At 73.2% G+C, this 17,929-nt stretch carries 16 protein-coding genes and 3 pseudogenes; 11 read left to right on the top strand and 8 right to left on the bottom strand.

From position 1 onward, the window contains the following. Positions 1-183: 183 nt before the first annotated feature. The 4 genes and pseudogenes from O7625_RS09235 to O7625_RS09250 form a co-directional block, all read left to right on the top strand. Positions 184-1,479: pseudogene (locus tag O7625_RS09235) on the top strand (M14 family zinc carboxypeptidase); the annotation flags it as partial. 369 nt (positions 1,480-1,848) lie between these two features. Beyond that, positions 1,849-2,784 carry an ABC transporter substrate-binding protein gene (locus O7625_RS09240; RefSeq protein ID WP_282345432.1) on the top strand — a complete coding sequence of 312 codons (936 nt, stop codon included), beginning with the start codon at positions 1,849-1,851 and terminating at the stop codon, positions 2,782-2,784. A gap of 19 nt (positions 2,785-2,803) precedes the next feature. Continuing rightward, on the top strand, positions 2,804-3,919 hold the full coding sequence (locus O7625_RS09245) for an iron ABC transporter permease (protein ID WP_282346874.1): 1,116 nt from the start codon (positions 2,804-2,806) through the stop codon (positions 3,917-3,919). After that, the gene (locus tag O7625_RS09250; protein WP_282345433.1) at positions 3,916-4,707 is read left to right on the top strand and encodes an ABC transporter ATP-binding protein; all 792 of its coding nucleotides are present in this window, start codon (positions 3,916-3,918) and stop codon (positions 4,705-4,707) included. Before O7625_RS09245 ends, O7625_RS09250 begins: the two co-directional genes overlap by 4 nt. On the opposite strand, the gene O7625_RS09255 is transcribed toward O7625_RS09250, so the two are convergent. From O7625_RS09255 to O7625_RS09280, 6 genes are all read right to left on the bottom strand, one after another. Then, positions 4,702-5,487, bottom strand: coding sequence for a VOC family protein (locus O7625_RS09255; protein WP_282345434.1), 786 nt, complete (start codon positions 5,485-5,487; stop codon positions 4,702-4,704). The two genes, O7625_RS09250 and O7625_RS09255, sit on opposite strands and share 6 nt — an antisense overlap. A gap of 92 nt (positions 5,488-5,579) precedes the next feature. After that, positions 5,580-6,317 (bottom strand): ABC transporter permease, encoded by a 738-nt coding sequence (locus tag O7625_RS09260; protein WP_282345435.1) that lies wholly within the window; start codon positions 6,315-6,317, stop codon positions 5,580-5,582. Between the two features lie 12 nt (positions 6,318-6,329). Continuing rightward, positions 6,330-7,283, bottom strand: coding sequence for an ABC transporter ATP-binding protein (locus O7625_RS09265; protein WP_282345436.1), 954 nt, complete (start codon positions 7,281-7,283; stop codon positions 6,330-6,332). Continuing rightward, positions 7,280-7,591: a transcriptional regulator gene (locus O7625_RS09270; protein WP_067300577.1), complete on the bottom strand. Its 312-nt coding sequence runs from the start codon at positions 7,589-7,591 to the stop codon at positions 7,280-7,282. The genes O7625_RS09265 and O7625_RS09270 overlap by 4 nt, the downstream gene beginning before the upstream one ends. Next, positions 7,588-8,217: a transporter gene (locus O7625_RS09275; protein ID WP_282345437.1), complete on the bottom strand. Its 630-nt coding sequence runs from the start codon at positions 8,215-8,217 to the stop codon at positions 7,588-7,590. Before O7625_RS09275 ends, O7625_RS09270 begins: the two co-directional genes overlap by 4 nt. Before the next feature lie 109 nt (positions 8,218-8,326). Continuing rightward, entirely contained in the window at positions 8,327-10,402 is a 2,076-nt protein-coding gene (locus O7625_RS09280; protein ID WP_282345438.1) for an AAA family ATPase, read from the bottom strand. Between the two features lie 328 nt (positions 10,403-10,730). On the opposite strand from O7625_RS09280, the gene O7625_RS09285 reads away from it, so the two are divergent. Then, complete coding sequence (locus tag O7625_RS09285; protein ID WP_282345439.1) at positions 10,731-11,582, top strand: menaquinone biosynthesis protein; 852 nt, start codon at positions 10,731-10,733, stop codon at positions 11,580-11,582. A gap of 47 nt (positions 11,583-11,629) precedes the next feature. Here O7625_RS09285 and O7625_RS09290 read toward each other — a convergent pair whose 3' ends face one another. Beyond that, positions 11,630-12,583 (bottom strand): hypothetical protein, encoded by a 954-nt coding sequence (locus tag O7625_RS09290; protein WP_282345440.1) that lies wholly within the window; start codon positions 12,581-12,583, stop codon positions 11,630-11,632. Then, complete coding sequence (locus O7625_RS09295) at positions 12,583-13,566, bottom strand: hypothetical protein (protein ID WP_282345441.1); 984 nt, start codon at positions 13,564-13,566, stop codon at positions 12,583-12,585. Before O7625_RS09295 ends, O7625_RS09290 begins: the two co-directional genes overlap by 1 nt. Positions 13,567-13,952: 386 nt before the next feature. On the opposite strand from O7625_RS09295, the gene paaA reads away from it, so the two are divergent. The 6 genes and pseudogenes from paaA to O7625_RS09320 all read left to right on the top strand — a co-directional run. Then, positions 13,953-15,026 carry a 1,2-phenylacetyl-CoA epoxidase subunit PaaA gene (gene paaA / locus O7625_RS09300; protein ID WP_282345442.1) on the top strand — a complete coding sequence of 358 codons (1,074 nt, stop codon included), beginning with the start codon at positions 13,953-13,955 and terminating at the stop codon, positions 15,024-15,026. Continuing rightward, complete coding sequence (gene paaB, locus O7625_RS09305) at positions 15,023-15,334, top strand: 1,2-phenylacetyl-CoA epoxidase subunit PaaB (RefSeq protein ID WP_282345443.1); 312 nt, start codon at positions 15,023-15,025, stop codon at positions 15,332-15,334. Before paaA ends, paaB begins: the two co-directional genes overlap by 4 nt. A gap of 56 nt (positions 15,335-15,390) precedes the next feature. Continuing rightward, complete coding sequence (paaC, locus tag O7625_RS09310) at positions 15,391-16,116, top strand: 1,2-phenylacetyl-CoA epoxidase subunit PaaC (protein WP_282345444.1); 726 nt, start codon at positions 15,391-15,393, stop codon at positions 16,114-16,116. A 13-nt stretch (positions 16,117-16,129) separates the two neighbouring features. Further along, entirely contained in the window at positions 16,130-16,666 is a 537-nt protein-coding gene (gene paaD, locus O7625_RS09315; protein ID WP_282345445.1) for a 1,2-phenylacetyl-CoA epoxidase subunit PaaD, read from the top strand. Then, positions 16,663-16,830 (top strand): annotated as a pseudogene (locus O7625_RS30250) (phenylacetic acid degradation protein); the annotation flags it as partial. The gene paaD and the pseudogene O7625_RS30250, both read left to right, overlap by 4 nt. A 141-nt stretch (positions 16,831-16,971) precedes the next feature. Continuing rightward, positions 16,972-17,889, top strand: a pseudogene (locus O7625_RS09320) (2Fe-2S iron-sulfur cluster-binding protein); the annotation flags it as partial. Positions 17,890-17,929 lie beyond the last annotated feature (40 nt).

Below are 17,929 nucleotides of genomic sequence, written 5' to 3' on the forward strand. Positions count from 1 at the left end.
ATCGTTATCCTTCACTGTCCCGTTTGGCAGGAAGTTTCGCCAGGGTTTGCGGGAAGGAAAATAGTTGCCGAGAGGACGATCCGGTCGGGATGGCCTGAGACAGTCAAGGATATTGATATGACCATGTGACTCCTGGTGGAGTGTGCACACAGCGGGATACCCCGTACCCCGAGGAGGATGTCCATGGCCTTCCGCGCCTCCACCTTCCGGCGTCGCCTGGCGCTCGCCGTCATCGCCGGCTTCGGCCTCACCGCCGTCGCCACCGGGCCGGTCTCCGCGCGCCCGGCCCCGGAACCCGAGCCCGCCGCCACCGAGTACCGGGTGCTCGGCCCCCGTACCCTGGCCGACCGCAACGCCGTCGCCCGCACCGGCGCGGCCATCGACTCGGCCGAACACGGGGTGCTGTACGTCTCGGCCACCCGGTCCGAGGCCGCCGCGATCAGCCGGCTCGGCTTCCGCCTGGAGAAGGAGGCCCCACCGGCCCCCGCCGAGGGGGCGGGCACCTACGCCTTCCCGCCGGCCGACTCGAACTACCACGACTACGCCGAGCTGACCACCGTGGTCAACCAGGTGGTCGCCGACCACCCGGCCATCGCCCGCAAGATCAGCATCGGCCGGTCGTACGAGGGCCGCGACCTGATGGCGGTGAAGATCTCCGACAACGTCGGCACCGACGAGGCCGAACCGGAGATCCTGTTCAACTCCCAGCAGCACGCCCGCGAGCACCTGACCGTCGAGATGGCGATCTACCTGCTCAACCTCTTCACCGACAGCTACGGCACCGACTCGCGGATCACCAGCATCGTCAACTCACGGGAGATCTGGATCGTCCCCACTGTCAACCCGGACGGCAGCGAGTACGACATCGCCACCGGCTCCTACCGGTCGTGGCGCAAGAACCGGCAGCCCAACAGCGGCGCGGCGGCGGTCGGCACCGACCTGAACCGCAACTGGGGCTACAACTGGGGCTGCTGCGGCGGCTCGTCCGGCTCGCCGTCGTCGAGCACCTACCGGGGGCCGTCCGCCTTCTCCGCGCCGGAGACCAAGGCGCTGCGGGACTTCGTCAACAGCCGGGTCGTCGGCGGGGTGCAGCAGATCAAGGCCAACATCGACTGGCACACCTACTCGCAGCTGGTGCTCTGGCCGTTCGGCTACACCACGGCGAACACCCCCAGCGGGATGACCGCCGACCAGTACAACACCTTCGCCACCCTCGGGCAGCGGATGGCGGCCACCAACGGCTACACCCCCGAGCAGTCCAGCGACCTCTACATCACCGACGGCGACAGCCTCGACTGGATGTGGGCGACCCACAAGATCTGGGCGTACACCTTCGAGATGTACCCCGGGTCGTCCGGGGCCGGCGGCGGCTTCTACCCGCCCGACGAGGTCATCCCGGCCCAGACCTCCCGCAACAAGGAGGCGGTGCTGCTCCTGTCGGAGTACGCCGACTGCCCGTACCGGGTCATCAACAAGCAGAGCACCTACTGCTGACCCACCGGACGTGACTCCGGGTGGGGTTCCGTAAGCCCCCGACGGAACCCCACCCACCCCCACCGAGCAGACGATCTCCGCTGGTCGTGCGCTACCGTGGCACCCGATCGACCCGCAGCGAAGCCGGTGGGAAACCGGCGCTGTCCCGCAACTGAGATGCCCCACCGAGGTCCCGGCCCCGCCGGGCCGCCCCGACGCCCGGCCCGAGTGGCCGGCGTCGTCGTGTGTGGGGACGAGCCAGGTCGCCTGCGGTCGGTCGCGACACGCGCTCTCGAGGAAGGGCGCCTCGCGGACGGGCACGCACCGCGGTTCCTGTCGGCGAAGCACCACGCTCCTCGACCGACAGGAGGACCGATGTCCCGACGTACCCCCCGGCTGTTCGCCGCGACCCTCGCGGTGGCCGCCCTCGCCCTCGGCGCGTGCGCCGAGAAGACCTCCGACACCCCCGCCGCCGGCAGCAGCTCCGGCGCCGCCGCCTTCCCGGCCACCGTCGGCAACCTCACCCTGGACAAGCGGCCCGAGAAGATCGTCTCGCTGTCGCCCACCGCGACCGAGATGCTCTTCGCGATCGGCGCCGGTAAGCAGGTCACCGCCGCCGACGACCAGTCGAACTACCCGGCCGACGCGCCCAAGAGCGAACTGTCCGGCTTCCAGCCCAACGCCGAGGCGATCGCCGGCAAGAACCCCGACCTGGTGGTCCTCGCCAACGACACCAACAAGATCATCGCCCAGCTCACCGCGCTGAAGGTCCCGGTGCTGCTCACCCCGGCCGCGACCACCCTCGACGACACCTACCGGCAGCTCACCGACCTGGGCACGCTCACCGGGCACCCGACCGAGGCGGCCGACGTCACCGCCCGGATGAAGGACGAGATCGGCAAGCTCACCAAGGACCTGCCGCAGCGGTCGACGAAGCTGACCTACTACCACGAGCTGGGGCCGGAGCTGTACAGCGCGACCAGCAAGACCTTCATCGGCTCGCTCTACGCGCTGGCCGGGCTGGAGAACATCGCCGACGCCTCCGACGCCGACGGCAAGAACGGCGGCTACCCGCAGCTCTCCCAGGAGATCATCGTCAAGGCGAACCCCGACTTCGTCTTCCTCGCCGACGTCAAGTGCTGCCAGCAGAGCGCCGACACGGTCAAGGCGCGCAGCGGCTGGGCCGGCGTCACCGCCGTCAAGAACAACCAGGTCGTCGCCCTCGACGACGACATCGCCTCGCGCTGGGGGCCGCGCGTGGTCGACCTGCTCCGGTCGATCGTCGACGCCACCGCCAAGGTGCCGGCGTGACGGTCCACCACCGGTGACCATGCGGTCCCCCGACCCGGTGCCGGCCGGGGCCGCCGCACTCCGGCCGACTGTCACCGGCGGTACGCCCCGACCGGCCGGGCTGCGCAAACGCTGGCTCGCCGCCGGGGTGCTCGCCGTGCTGGTGGCCCTGGTCGCCGGGGTCTCCCTCGGCCCGGTCGGCCTGCCACCCGGCAGCGTCGCCGCCGAACTGCTCAACCTGCTGCCCGGGGTACGCCTGGACAGCGGGCTGACCGAACGCGAGATCGCCATCGTCACCGAGCTGCGGCTGCCCCGGGTGGTGCTCGGCCTCCTCGTCGGCGGCCTGCTCGCCCTGGCCGGCGGCTGCTACCAGGGGGTGTTCCGCAACCCGCTGGCCGACCCGTACCTGCTGGGGGTGGCGGCCGGCGCAGGGCTCGCGGTGACCGCCGTGATCACGCTGGGCGGCGTCGGGACGGCCGGTGCGCTGACCGGGATGCCGGTCACGATTCCGCTCGCCGCGTTCGTCGGCTCGCTCGGGGCGGTCGCCCTGACGTACCTGCTCGGGGCGGCCGGCGGGCGGGACCGGTCACCGGCCACCCTGATCCTGGCCGGGGTGGCGGTGTCGGCGTTCCTCGCCGCCGGGCAGACGTACCTGCTGCAACGGCACTCCGACGGCATCCAGCCGGTCTACTCCTGGCTGCTCGGGCGGCTGGGCACCGCCGGCTGGGGTGACGTCCGGCTGATCCTGCCGTACTTCGTGCTGACCGCCGTGGTGGTGCTGCTGCACCGGCGGGAACTCGACGTGCTCTCGGTCGGCGACGACGAGGCGGCCAGCCTCGGCCTGCACCCGCAGCGCTCCCGCTACCTGCTGATCGCCGCCGCCTCGCTCGGCACCGCCGCCGCCGTCTCCGCGTCCGGGCTGATCGGCTTCGTCGGGATCATCGTGCCGCACACCGTACGGCTGCTGGCCGGATCGAGCTACCGGGTGATCCTGCCGCTGTCGATGCTCTTCGGCGGGGCGTTCCTGGCGCTGACCGACGTGGTGGCCCGCACCGCCGCCGCCCCCGCCGAGATCCCGATCGGCGTGGTGACCGCCCTGCTCGGCGGCCCGTTCTTCGTCCTGGTCCTGCGCACCGCCCGCCGGGTGTTTCCATGAGTGTGCCGGCGGTGGAGGTGCGGGGGCTGCACGTGCGGCTCGGTGGGGCGGTGATCCTGGACGGCGTCGACCTCACGGTCACCCCGGGCGAGTGGGTCACCGTGATCGGGCCGAACGGCGCCGGCAAGTCGACCCTGCTGCGGGCCGTCGGCGGCCTGCTGCCCGCCCCGGGTGCGGTCTCGCTGTTCGGTACGCCGTCCGGCGCGCTGCGTCGCCGGGACCGGGCCCGGGTGGTGGCGACGGTGGCGCAGTCCCCGGTGGTGCCGGCGGGCATGTCGGTGTTCGACTACGTGCTGCTGGGGCGGACCCCGTACATCGCACCGCTGGGCCGGGAGTCGGCGGCCGACCTGGCCGCCGTGCACGACGTACTCGACCGGTTGGATCTGACCGTGTTCCACCGGCGGGAGCTGGCCACCCTCTCCGGCGGGGAGCGGCAGCGGGTCTTCCTGGCCCGCGCGCTCGCCCAGGGCGCCACCCTGCTGCTGCTGGACGAGCCGACCAGCGCGCTGGACATCGGCCACCAGCAGGAGGTGCTGGAGCTGGTCGACCAGCTCCGCCGGGCGCACGGGCTGACCGTGCTGGCCACCATGCACGACCTCTCCGTCGCCGGTGAGTACGCCGACCGGATGGTGCTGCTCGCCGAGGGGCGCGTCGTCGCGGTGGGGCCACCCGACCAGGTGCTCACCGAGGAGCTGCTGTCCCGGCACTACCGGGCCCGGATCCGGGTCGTCCCCGGTGACCACGGCCCTCTCGTGGTGCCCACCCGCCCCGCGCCGCCCCGGTCATGAGGGTCGGCCGGCGCGTCCTGTTCCGGCCTGGAGCAGGGAGAACCGGGCACCCTGGGGGTCGTGGAGGGTGGTGAGCCGGCCCAGCGGGGTGTCCCCGGGCGGGGTGCCGATGGTGCCGCCGAGGGTGGTGGCCCGCGCGGCGGCGGCGTCCACGTCGGCCACCGCGAAGAACACCGACCAGTACGCGGGCCGACCGGCGGCCGGGTCGTCACCGGGTGGGGTGAGCATCCCCGCCACGATCCGCGCCCCGCACCGCCAGCCCGTGTGGTCGTACCCCGTGACGGGTCGATCCTCCGGGTGCCAGCCGAAGACCAGCTCGTAGAAGGCCTTCGCGCCCTCCGGGTCGGGGCTGACCAGCTCGTTCCAGCACATCGCCCCGGGGGCGTCGAGCAGCTCCGCACCGGGCATCCGCATCGGCTGCCAGACGCTGAACACCGCGCCGGCCGGGTCGGCGAAGACCGCCATCCGACCGGCGTCGAGGACGTCGAACGGGGCGACCAGCACCTGTCCGCCGGCCGCCTCGACCCGGACGGTGACCAGGTCGGCGTCGTCGGTCGCCACGTACGTCGACCAGACCGGCACCTGGTCCGGCCCGGCCGGTGGGCCGGCACCCGCCACCGCCCGGCCGTCCTTGCGGAAGGTGGTGTAGCCGGCCGCCTCGGGCTCCGGCGCGATCCGCCCGGTCCAGCCGAACAGCTCCGGGTAGAAGCGCCGGGCGGCCGCCAGATCGGGGGTCGCCAGGTCGGTCCAGCAGGGCGTGCCCGCCGCGACGGTGCTCACGTCGACCCCTCTCGGCTGCGGGGGCGGGCCGGTGGCCGCCCTGCCGGCATCGTGGCACCGGTCGACGGCCACCGGGCCGAACCGGCGAAAGGTCAACTGAACCGGCGACCCTCGTCCCGCCGGTAGGCGGCACCGGAGACCGTGGCGAGCAGCAGGATCCAGACGCCGAGCATGCCCAGGGCGAGCGGGTCGGGCCGCCAGTCGCCTACCGCCGCCCACATCAGCTCGACCGCGCCCCGGGTGGGCAGGAACGGGGCGATCACCTTGATGAAGCCGGGTGCGTCGCCGGGGGCGGAGAGCAGGCCGCCGCCGAAGGCCAGCGGGAAGAAGATGACCTGCGCGACGACGATCGCCGCCTTGCTCGGCAGCGAGTAGCCGATGGCGAGGCCGAGCAGGGTGAACGGCACCGACACCACGGCCACGGTGACCGCGCCGAGCAGCAGTCCGGCCGGCGTGACCCGGGCGGCCGTGGCGACCGCCGCGATGATCACGACGGGCAGCATCGACAGGTACGTCAGCACCAGCCCGGCCAGGATCCGTCCGGCCAGCCGGGGCCCCGGACCGGCCGGCAGGGTCCGGGTGTACGGGTTCCACGGCTGGTCGCGGTCCTCGGCGACGCCGATGCCGTACTGGAAGATGTTGGCGCTCATCACCGCGAAGGTGACCATCGCGGCGGTGGCGTAGGTGGCGCCCGTCGGGTCGTCCCCGGCGAACGGGACGACGAAGAAGAGCATCGCGGCGGCGGGGAAGAAGGCGCTGCCCACCACGGCGACGGGGATGCGGAGGGTCTCCAGGAGCTGGTAGCGGGCGTGGACCAGGGTGAGTGGCACGGCGTCGACTCCTCAGGCGGTGGATCGGCCGCCGGCGGCGGCACTGGTGGTGGTGACGGTCGGGCCGGTGGCGTCGGCGACGGTCGGGCCGGTGGCGGCCGGGGCCTGCGCGGTGATGGCGAGGAAGGCCTCCTCCAGCGAGGTGGGGCGGACCTCCAGCTCGCGGAACGCCACCCCGGCGGTGACCAGGTCGCGGACCAGCTGGTCGGCGTCGGTGGTGAGCAGGTGGGTACGCCCGTCGGCGTGTTCGGTGGCGACCACGCCGGGCAGCGCCGGCAGGTCGTCGGCGGTCAGGCTGACCCGGCGGACGCCGACGATGCCCCGGATCGCCCCTACCGTGTCGTCGGCGAGCACCCGGCCCTGCCCCAGCACCACCACCCGCTGCGCCAGCGCCTCCACCTCTTCGAGGTAGTGGCTGCTCAGCAGGACCGTCCCGCCGTCGGCGTGGAACGACCGGACCGCCTCCCACAGGGTGTGCCGGGCCTCGACGTCCAGCCCGGTGGTCGGCTCGTCCAGGACGACCAGCCGGGGCCGGCCGACGAAGGCCAGCGCGACGGCGAGCCGACGCCGCTGCCCGCCGGAGAGCCCGCCGGTCTGCCGCTTCTCCTGGTCGGTGAGGCCGAACCGGTCGAGCAGTTCGCCCCGGGGCACCGGGTCGGGGAAGTGCGCGGCGACGAAGTCGACCACCTCGCCGACCCGCAGGGTGCCGGGCAGGCCGGTCTCCTGCGGGGTGACCCCGAGCTGCCGCCGGGACGCCGGTCGGCGCGGGTCGCCGCCGAAGAGTTCGACCCGGCCGGCGCTCGGGCGACGCAGCCCGACCAGCATGTTGATCAGGGTGCTCTTGCCGGCGCCGTTCGGCCCGAGCAGGCCGACGAGTTCTCCGGCGGAGACGGTCAGGTCGACCCGGTCGAGGGCGAGGACGTCGCCGTACCGGCGGGTGGCCTGGTCGGCGTGGGCGAGGATCATCGGTTCTCCCGGGGGTCGGGGGTGTCGAGCAGGGCGCGGATGTTCTCGGTGTACTCCTCGAACGCCCGCCGCCCGCGCCGGCTGAGCCGGACCAGGGTGGTCGGGGTACGTCCGCGGTGGGTCTTGTCGATCTCGATGTATCCGGCGTCCTCCAGCTTGCGCAGGTGGACGGAGAGATTGCCGGCGGTCATCGCGAGCAGCTCCTGGAGGCGGGGGAAGGTGATCCGGTCGCCGTCGGCGAGGGTGGCCAGGGTGACCACCACCCGCAGCCGGGCCTGGGCGTGGATGACCGGGTCGAGTTCGCTCATCCGTGCCGCCGCCGGGCGAACGCGCCGGCCACCAGCAGCCCGCCACCGCCGGCCACCGCGACCACCAGGGCGTGCCAGCCGGGGCCGGCGAGCGCCCCGACGATGTTGACCACGGTGAGCCAGACGCCGAGGCGGAACAGGGTGCGGTCGAGCCAGATCGCGCCGCCGGCCATGTGTAGGGCACCGGTCAGCCCCACCGACAGCGCCGACCAGAGCAGCCCGGCGAGGTCGGCCGGCAGGCTGTCGGTAACCCGGCCGATCACCACCGACAGGCCGAAGAACCCCAGGCCCCAGGCTGTGACGTACCACCTACCGCGCTGGGACGACTCGCCCGCGACGTGCCGGTAGGCGCGGGCGCTGCCCACCCCGAAGACCACCGCGGCGGCGGCGAGCAGCGTGAAGAGCACGGCCAGCGGCAGCCAGGCGGGCATGGCGACCAGCGTCCGGTCGTCGGGGGAGAAGCGCAGGAAGTAGACCCCGAAGCCGATCAGCCAGGCGAATCCCCAGGGCCAGTAGTGCAGCCGGGGGTCGGGTTCCAGCCGCCGGACGGTGCTGGCCTGCTGTTCGCGGATCAGCCGCATCGCGTCGGCGGCGTCGAGCGGTGCGGTGTCGTCGTCCGGTGTCATGCAAACTACTTTAAAACACAAAGTCGAGCCGGTGGATGGTCAGGGCACTGGCGGTCAGGCCGGCGGGGGTGGTCTAGCTGTCGGCGATGCTCCGGCCGCCGGCCGGTGGTCAGGCCGTCGGCGGTGGTCCGGCCAGGGGGCCGGGCAGCGGTGCGGTGTGCAACACCGACAACCCGGACACGGCCCGGGTCAGCGCCACGTAGAGACGGTGTAGGCCGCGCGCCTCGGCGGCCACGATCGCGGCCGGCTCCACGACCACCACGTGGTCGTACTCCAGGCCCTTGACCAGCGTCGCGGGGACCACGGTGACCCGCGCCGGGGCCGCCGGGTCGTCGGCGGTCGCGGTCGGCACCCCGGCGGCGGCGAGGGCCGCGCGCAGGCCGTCCACCGCGTCGTCGGCGGCGATCACCCCGACCGAGCCGTCCCGCCCGAGCGCCGCGCGCACCTCGGCCACCGTCGCCGCCGCCAGATCGGCCACGGTACGCACGTCGAGCGCCCCGTCGCGCCGCAACGACACCGCCGGGGGTACGTCGACCGCCAGCGCGGGCAGCAACCGGTTGGCGAACGCGACCACCACGGCGGGCACCCGGAAGCCGACGCTCAGCGGCACCACCGCCGCGTCCGGCTTGCCGAGGTGGGCCAGGGACTCGCGCCAGTCGGTGGCGGCCCACGGGGCGGTGCCCTGGGCCAGGTCGCCGAGCAGGGTGACCGAACCGTGCTCACTGCGTCGGGCGATGGCCCGGCACTGCATCGGGGAGAGGTCCTGCGCCTCGTCGACCACCACGTGCCCGAACCCGGTGGCCCGTTCGATCAGCCCGGCCGCCTCGTCGATCAGCACCGCGTCGGCGGCGGTCCACCGGGTCGCCTTCGGGGTCCGGCCCAGCTTCGTCCCGCCCAGCAGGGCCTGCTCGTCGGGGGTGAGCAGGCCGTCGGCGACGGTGGCCAGCAGATCCGGGTCGCCGAGCAGGGCGTGCACCAGCCCCTCCGGGGTGAGCGCCGGCCAGGCGGCGTCGAGGAAGGCGGTCACCGGGCGGGACCTCCCCATCCGGCGCAACCAGGCGTCGCCCGGCGACTCGGCGCGACGGGCCTCGGCCTGGCGTTGCAGCAACCCGACCACCCGGGCCCGGACCCGCTCCCGCCCGGTCCCGTACGGCAGCCCCTCCCGACGGGTCTCCTCGATCACCCGGTGCAGCGGGTCCAGGCCGATCCGCCAGCGGAACGACCCGTCCGACACCATGATCGGATCGGTGGGCGCGGTGATCCGGGCGTCCGCCGCGCGCCGGAGAACCTCGGCCATCCGGGGGTCGTGCTTGAGAGCGGCCACCGCCGGGTCGTCGACCGCCCGGACGGGCACCCGGGCCACCAGCTCCTCCACGGTGGCCTGGGCCACCTCGACCTCGCCGAGGGCGGGCAGCACCGCCGCGATGTAGGACAGGAACGCCCGGTTCGGGCCGACGATCAGCACCCCGGCCCGACGCAGCCGCTCCCGGTGCAGATAGAGCAGGTACGCGGCCCGGTGCAGGCCGACCGCCGTCTTACCGGTGCCCGGTGCGCCCTGCACGCAGATCGAGTCGGCCAGGTCGGCCCGGACCAGCTCGTCCTGCTCGGGCTGGATGGTGGCGACGATGTCCCGCATCGGCCCGACCCGGGGGCGCTCGATCTCGGCGGTGAGGATGCGGCTGCTGGTGCCCAGCTCCTCGCCCCGGTCCAGGTGCTCGTCCTCGAAGCCGGTCAGCGCCCCGGCGCCGAACCCGAACCGTCGTCGTACCGCGACCCCCTGCGGGTCGCGGGCGCTGGCCCGGTAGAACGAGCGGGACACCGGGGCCCGCCAGTCCAGCACCAGCGGTTCGCCCCGCTCGTCGGTGACGTGCCGCCGGCCGACGTGGTAGGCCCGCCCGGCGTGCTCCGGGTCGGCCGGGCCGAAGTCCAGCCGGCCGAAGAAGAGCGCGGTGGCCGGGTCGTCGGCCAGCTCGGCGACCCGCCGGGCCAGGTGCCGGCCGAGCTGCTCGGCCGTGTAGGCGTCCCCGGCGACCTTGTCACCGGTGGCGAAGAGCGACTGGGCGCGGTCCCGCATCCGCCGCAGGGCGAGCCGGGAGGTCTCCAGGTGGGCCTGCTCGGCGGCGAGTTCGGTTTCGAGCTGTGCTGGTGCGGAGTGTGCGCTGCCGCGTTCGTCGGTTGCGGGCACGGTGATCCTCTTCGGCGTCTCGATCGGCTCGCCCGCGTATCCAGGAAGGGTCCTTGGCGCGTGGGGACGTCCGCTGCGGTGGCTACCTCACCACGGCCGTCGAGCGGTGGACCAGCCTACGCGCCGTCCGGCCGCCGTTCCACCCGATTTCGGTGGGCCGGGCGGCGGCGCGGACCCGCCGGCCGAGTGCCGCCGGACCGGGCGGCGGGTCGGGTGGTGGTACGGATCCCATGCCGGGGCGGGTCGCCGACGCGGGGGAGGTGCGGGGTTGGCCACTCCCCGGGGTTCCCGGTGAGCCGGCCCGGACCGGCGGGGATACCGTCGGGTCATGGCTGAGCGCGTGGCACGTCCCCGGGTCGGGCACATCCAGTTCCTCAACTGCCTGCCGATCTACTGGGGGCTGATGCGCTCCGGCGCGCTGCTCGACGTCGACCTGCACAAGGACTCGCCGGATCGACTCAGCGCCGCGCTGGTCGCCGGTGACCTGGACATCGGCCCGATCTCCCAGGTGGAGTACCTGCGGCACGCCGACGAGCTGCTGCTCCTGCCGGACCTGGCGGTGGGCAGCGACGGGCCGGTGCTCTCGGTCAACGTGGTCTCCACCCGGCCACTGGCCGAGCTGGCCGGCGGGCGGGTGGCGCTCGGCTCGACCTCGCGTACCGGGGTGCTGCTGGCCCAGCTCCTGCTCGCCGACCGGTACGGCGTCCACCCGGAGTACTTCCGCTGCCCGCCGGACCTGACCCAGATGCTGCTGGAGGCCGACGCCGGAGTGCTGATCGGGGACGTGGCGCTGCGCGCCCTCTACGAGGCACCCCGTCGGGGGCTGGAGGTGACCGACCTCGGGCAGGCGTGGCGGGAGTGGACCGGCCTGCCGATGGTCTTCGCCGTCTGGGCGGTCCGCCGTGACTTCGCCACCGCCCACCCGGGCCTGGTCAAGGAGGTGCACCAGGCATTCCTGCGCTCCCGTGACCTGTGCCTGGCCGAGCTGGACCAGGTGGCCGAGGCGGCGGCCCGGTGGGAGCCGTTCGACGCGGCGACGCTGGCCACGTACTTCCGGGCGCTCGACTTCTCGCTCGGTGAGCGGCAGGTCGCCGGGCTGCGCGAGTTCGCCCGCCGGGTGGCGGCCGTCGGCGAGGCCCCCGCGCTGCCCGAGGGCGGCCCGGAGTTCTTCGCCGGCTGACCGGTCGGCCCCGGTCTTCCGGCCCAGGTCCGGCCCAGGTCATCCGGTCAGGTGCTGGGGCCGAGCAGGGCTTCGGTGATCTTCTGGCAGTTCTTCATGCCGTAGTCGTAGCCCAGCTCGATCGGGTAGCGGACCATCACGCCCATCGTCCAGGTGCCGCCGATGGCCAGGCAGTTGATGTGCATCTCCTGCTCGCGGGTCCGGTCGATCCAGCCGTTCTTGATGGCGATCCTCTTCCGCTCAGCGGCCGGGAACGCCTTGCGGATGCCGAAGTCCCCGGAGCCCCGCACCAGCCTCATCTCGTTGAGCAGCCACGTGGTCCACTGCGGGCCGGCGGCGCGGCCGTCGGCGATGCAGTTGCCGAGCCGGGCGGCGTCGCGGGGGGAGAGGTTGGTCCGGCTCCAGCCGCCGTCGGCGGCGACGCTGCTGTCGGTGAGCTTGCAGATCGAGATCAGCCGCTTGATCGACGCCGACCGGCCGACGCCGTTGTAGAACTGCTCCGCCCGGGTGTTGTCGCTGTCCCTGATGATCCGGGTGGCATCGGCGAGCTTGGCGTCGCTCGGGGTCTGCCCCGCGTCGTCCGCCCGGCGCAGGTAGTCGGCGACGATCCACGACTTGATCAGCGAGGCGGTGGTGCTGGTCTCGGCCATGTTGTCCGAGCCGATGATCTTGCCGGTCCGGCGGTCCAGCACGCTCCAGGCGTACCAGCCCTTGATGTCGAGGTCGATGTCCCGGTCGGTGAAGGGCAGCGGGGTCAGCGACGGGGTGGGCGACGGTGCCGGGGTGGGCCGGGTGCGGCGGTCGGCCGGCGAGTCGGTGGAGCGGGTCGCGGTGGACGCGTCACCCCACTGCGAGGCGGCGGTGGACTCGATCGGTGACCCGGGCAGGAGTCGTAGCGAGACCAGCACCAGGCCGGTCAGGACCGCCGCGACGGCGACGATCTTCAACGGCTGGTGGTCCCCCCGGCCGGTGGAGCGGCGGGGCCGTCGGCTGCCGGCCATCAGAGCTTCCCGACCGGCTGCGGCACCTTGAGCGCGGCACCGGGCTGGGGGGTGACCAGTTGGGTGGCGACGCTGGCACAGACCTTCGCACCGTACGACAGCGGCTGTTTGATCGAGTAGCGCATCATCACGGCGAGGCTCCACTTGTCGGTGACGGCGAGGCAGCTGACGTGCCAGTTGCCGTCGTAGCTGAGGGGGGTCCAGCCGTTCTTCATGGCGACCGGCCCCTGCGACTTGATCTCGGCGGGCAGCCCGTCGATGATGCCCCACCGGCCGCCGCCGGAGCGGGCCAGCTGCTTGCTCACGCTGCCCCGGACCTGGGCCATCTCGTTGAGCACCCAGGTGGTCCAGATGGGGCCGGCGGCCTTGCCGTCGGCGACGCAGTCACCGAGCCGGGCGGCGTCGCGGGGGGACATCCGGGTGAAACTCCACCAGCCCTCGTAGCCGCGGACGTTGCCGGGCTTGGTGTCGGTGAGGCCGCAGATGCTGATCGCCCGCTTGAGCACCGGGTCGGGCTGGCCCCCGCCCGGTGGCCGGTACGACCCACCGGCCGCCGCGTAGAGCCGGTTGGCCGCGTCGTCGTTGCTGTCCCGGATGGCCGCGCTCGCGTACTTGAGCATGGCCGCCGGGGGCTTCCGCTTGTCGAGCTGGCGCAGGTAGTCGGAGACGATCCAGACCTTGAACATCGACTCGGTGGAGCTGGTCGAGGTCATGTTCTTCGAGCCCGAGAGCTGGCCGGTCTCCCGGTCCATCAGCGACCAGCCGAAGAACTGGCCGTTGAAGTCGACCGAGACCGGCGCGGCGGCCAGGGTGGGGGCCGGCGGCGCGGTGGGCGCGGGGGCGGGCACCTTCTCCGCCGTGCCACCGCCGCTGCCGCCGGTCGTGTCGTCGCCGGAGAGCTTGGCGTACGCGGTCGGCACCAGCAGGCCGGTGCCGAGCAGCACCGCCATGACGGCGAGCACCAGGATCACGCGAGATCGCATGAGTGGCGAGCTCCCAGATGTCCGGGCCGGGGGGCCGGCTGTTTCCGACGGTGTCGGCTTGCACGGGTGTCGGCTCGATCGCCGAGGCCGGGGGATGGTGGCCTCTGTCTCCGGTGGCGATCGTCGTCAGCCGATCGGGGTGACCGGGGAAGTCTACGTCCGGACAGCCGACTCGCCAGGATTCGACGCCCGGCGACCCGCCGAAAAGTCTGGATAAAGGCAGCATGTGAGCCGATTGTGGGCGCTCATCTTCGATCAGTGATCCGAGTCACATCAGGCAACTCGTGATGATTTATGCGGAGAGTAGTTGATTGATAACGGAAAGTGCCGCTCAAATCCTGTTACACCCTCTGGTGTTGGAAGAGGCGAGCTGTAACACTTAGCGCATGTATGGCAACGACTTCGCCCCGCAGGAGGACGCGCCCGGCGGTGGCCTGCTCGGTCAGGTCGAGGCCGCCGAGACGGCGCTGCGCGAGGCGGCGGCCCGCTCCCGGGCGGGCGCGACGCTGCCCGGCGATGACCCGGCGGCGTACTTCGCCGAGGTCATCGACGCCGACCACAAGATCGAACCGCGGGACTGGATGCCCGACGCCTACCGTCGGACGCTGGTCCGGCAGATCGCCCAGCACGCCCACTCCGAGATCATCGGCATGCAGCCGGAGGGGAACTGGATCAGCCGGGCGCCCTCGCTCAAGCGCAAGGCCATCCTGCTGGCCAAGGTGCAGGACGAGGCCGGTCACGGCCTCTACCTCTACGCCGCCGCCGAGACCCTGGGCGTCAGCCGGGACGAGCTGGTGGAGCTGCTGCTCGACGGCCGGCAGAAGTACAGCTCGATCTTCAACTACCCCACCCTCACCTGGGCCGACGTGGGTGCGATCGGCTGGCTGGTGGACGGCGCGGCGATCGTCAACCAGGTCCCGCTCTGCCGCTGCTCCTACGGGCCGTACGCGCGGGCGATGATCCGGGTCTGCAAGGAGGAGTCGTTCCACCAGCGGCAGGGCTACGAGATCCTGCACACCCTGGCGCACGGCACCCCGGCCCAGCGGGCGATGGCCCAGGACGCGCTCGACCGCTGGTGGTACCCGTCACTGGCGATGTTCGGCCCGCCGGACGGCGACTCCACCCACTCCGCCCAGTCGATGGCCTGGAAGATCAAGCGGTTCTCCAACGACGAACTGCGGCAGCGCTTCGTCGACATGTGCGTGCGGCAGGCCGAGATCCTCGGCCTCACCATCCCCGACCCCGACCTGCGCTGGAACGAGACCCGGCAGGCGTACGACTTCACCCAGCCGGACTACGACGAGCTGATGCGGGTGATCAAGGGGGAGGGGCCGTGCAACCGGCAGCGGATGGAACACCGCCGCCGCGCGCACGCCGACGGCGCGTGGGTCCGCGAGGCCGCCACGGCGTACGCCGCGAAGCAGCGGGCCGGGACGCAGCGGGAGCAGGTGGCGGCGTGAGCGAGCAGCGGGAGACGCCCCAGGAGCCGGTGACCTCGCCGCTGTGGGAGGTCTTCGTGCGCCCCCGCCGCGGGTTGTCGCACACCCACGTCGGCAGCCTGCACGCCCCCGACGCCGAACTGGCCCTACGCAACGCCCGGGACCTCTACACCCGCCGACAGGAAGGCGTCTCGATCTGGGTGGTCCCGGCCGGCGCGATCACCGCGTCCAGCCCCGACGAGAAGGACGCCTTTTTCGACCCGGCCGCCGACAAGGTCTACCGCCATCCCACCTTCTACGAGGTGCCTGATGGCGTGGCCCACCTGTGAGCGCGAGGAGTGAGCCGGGTTTGCGAGCCCCGCAGTCGCGAACGGAGACCGGCCCCGTGAACGGCCCCTTCGGCTTCACCCTCGCCCTCGGCGACGACGCGCTGGTGGCCGCCCAGCGGCTCGGCGAGTGGGCCACCCGCGCGCCCGAGATGGAGGAGGACATCGCGCTGGCCAACATCGCCCTCGACCAGCTCGGCGCGGCCCGCCTGCTGCTGTCGTACGCGGGCGAGCTGGAGGGCGCCGGCCGGGACGAGGACGCGTTGGCGTTCCTGCGCGACGACCGCGAGTTCCGTAACTGTCTCCTGGTCGAGCTGCCCAACGGCGACTTCGCGGTGACCATGGTGAAGCTACTGCTGCTCTCGGCGTACCAGGTGCCGCTCTACACCGCGCTGGCCGGCTGCGCCGACGAGCGGCTCGCCGCGATCGGGGCCAAGGCCCGCAAGGAGTCCGCCTACCACCTGGACCACTCCGCGCTGTGGGTGAAGCGGCTCGGCGACGGCACCGACGAGTCGCACCGTCGCGCCCAGGCGGCGGTGGACCAGCTCTGGCCGTACCACCACGAGCTGTTCACGGCGGACCCGGCGGCCCCGGTCGACCCGGCCGCCCTGCGCGCCGACTTCGACGCCGTGGTCTCCCCGGTGCTGGCCGAGGCCACCCTGACCCGGCCGGCGGACGGCTGGAAGCCGGGTGGCGGCCGGGCCGGCGTGCACACCGAGCACCTGTCCTTCCTGCTGGCCGAGATGCAGGTGCTGCACCGGGCGCACCCCGGGGCGCAGTGGTGAGCCGGGCGGGCCGGTGACCGACCCCAGGGCGGCCGTGGCGGCGGTGGTGGACCCGGAGATCCGGGTGATCACCATCGACGAGCTGGGCATCCTGCGGGCGGTCGACGAGGATCCGGCCACCGGCCGGGTGGTCGTCACGATCACCCCCACCTACACCGGCTGCCCGGCGATGGACGTGATCCGGGCCGACATCCGTCGGGCGCTGGCGGCTGCCGGGCACCCCGACGCCGAGGTCCGCACGGTCTTCAGCCCCGCCTGGAGCACGGACTGGATCTCCGCCGAGGGCCGGACGAAGCTCGCCGCCGCCGGCATCGCCCCGCCCCCCGTGGTCGCCTCGGTCGGCAGCGGGTCCACCCCGGTCGGCCCGGTCGGCAGCGGGTCCGGCCCGGGCCGGTCACCCGGGGTGGTGCCGCTGACCCTGGCGGTGCGCTGCCCGCTCTGCGGCTCGCCGGAGACCGAGCAGGTCAGCCGGTTCGGCTCCACCGCGTGCAAGGCGCTCTGGCGCTGTCGTTCCTGCTCCGAACCCTTCGACCACCTGAAGGCGCTGTGACTGTCACCATCACCCGCCCGGTCCGTCGCCGGCCGTCGTTCCACCCGCTGGCGGTCACCGCCGTCGAGCGGCTCACCGACGACGCCGTGGCGATCACCTTCGCGGTGCCGGAGGAGCTGCGGGCGACGTTCGCGTTCGCCGCCGGCCAGCACCTGACCGTCCGGCTGCCCGCCGGTGCCGCGTCGGCCGCCGCCGTGCCCGCTGGCAGCGTCCCGTCCGCCGGCGGCGTTCCGTCCGGTGGCAGCGTTCCGTCCGGTGGCGCCGCGTCGGCCGGTGCGGTCGACGGGTCGGGCGCGGCCGGGGCGGACGTGCGGCGGTCGTACTCGATCTGCTCGACGCCGGACGACCTGGCCCGGCACGGCCGGCTGCGGATCGGGGTGCGGGAGATCCCCGGCGGCGCGTTCTCCGGTTACGCCTGCGGCGCGCTGCGGCATGGCGACACCGTCGACGTGCTGCCCCCGCTGGGGCACTTCACCACCGCGTTCGCCCCGGAGCGGGTGCGGCACTACGGCGCGGTGGCCGCCGGCTCCGGCATCACGCCGGTGCTCGCGCTGGTCGCGACCGCCCTGGCCGTCGAGCCTGCCAGCACCTTCACCCTGGTGTACGGCAACCGTACGGCCAACACGGTGATGTTCGCCGAGGAGCTGGCCGACCTGAAGGACCGCTACCCGACCCGGCTGCACCTGGTGCACGTGCTGTCCCGGGAGCCGGGCGAGTCACCGCTGCTCTCCGGCCGGATCGACGCCGACCGGCTGGGCCGGCTGCTGGACACCATCGTGCCGGGCGACGCGATCTCCGAGTGGTTCCTGTGCGGCCCGTACCAGCTCGTGCTGGACGCGAAGGCGGTGCTGACCGGCCGGGGGCTGCCCGAGTCGGCGGTGCACACCGAGCTGTTCCACGTCGAGGCCCCACCGGAGCCGGTCCGCCGGGCCGACGCGGCGGCCGGTGGCGCGGAGGTGACGATCGTGCTGGACGGCCGGTCGTCGCGGTTCACCATGGGGCGCGACGAGCGGGTGCTGGACGCGGCGCTGAAGGTGCGCGGCGAGCTGCCGTACGCCTGCAAGGGCGGGGTCTGCTCGACCTGCCGGGCGAAGGTCGTCTCCGGTGCGGTGACGATGGCCCGCAACTATGCGCTGGAGCCGGACGAGGTGGCCGCCGGATACGTGCTGACCTGCCAGTCCAGCCCGACCACCGACACCCTGACGGTCGACTACGACGGGTAGCGTTGTCGGCCGCCCGCCGGCGGTGGCTTTGTGTGATCGG

Origin of the sequence: Micromonospora sp. WMMD714, assembly GCF_029581315.1 — a bacterium.
Taxonomy (GTDB): Bacteria; Actinomycetota; Actinomycetes; order Mycobacteriales; family Micromonosporaceae; genus Micromonospora; species Micromonospora rifamycinica.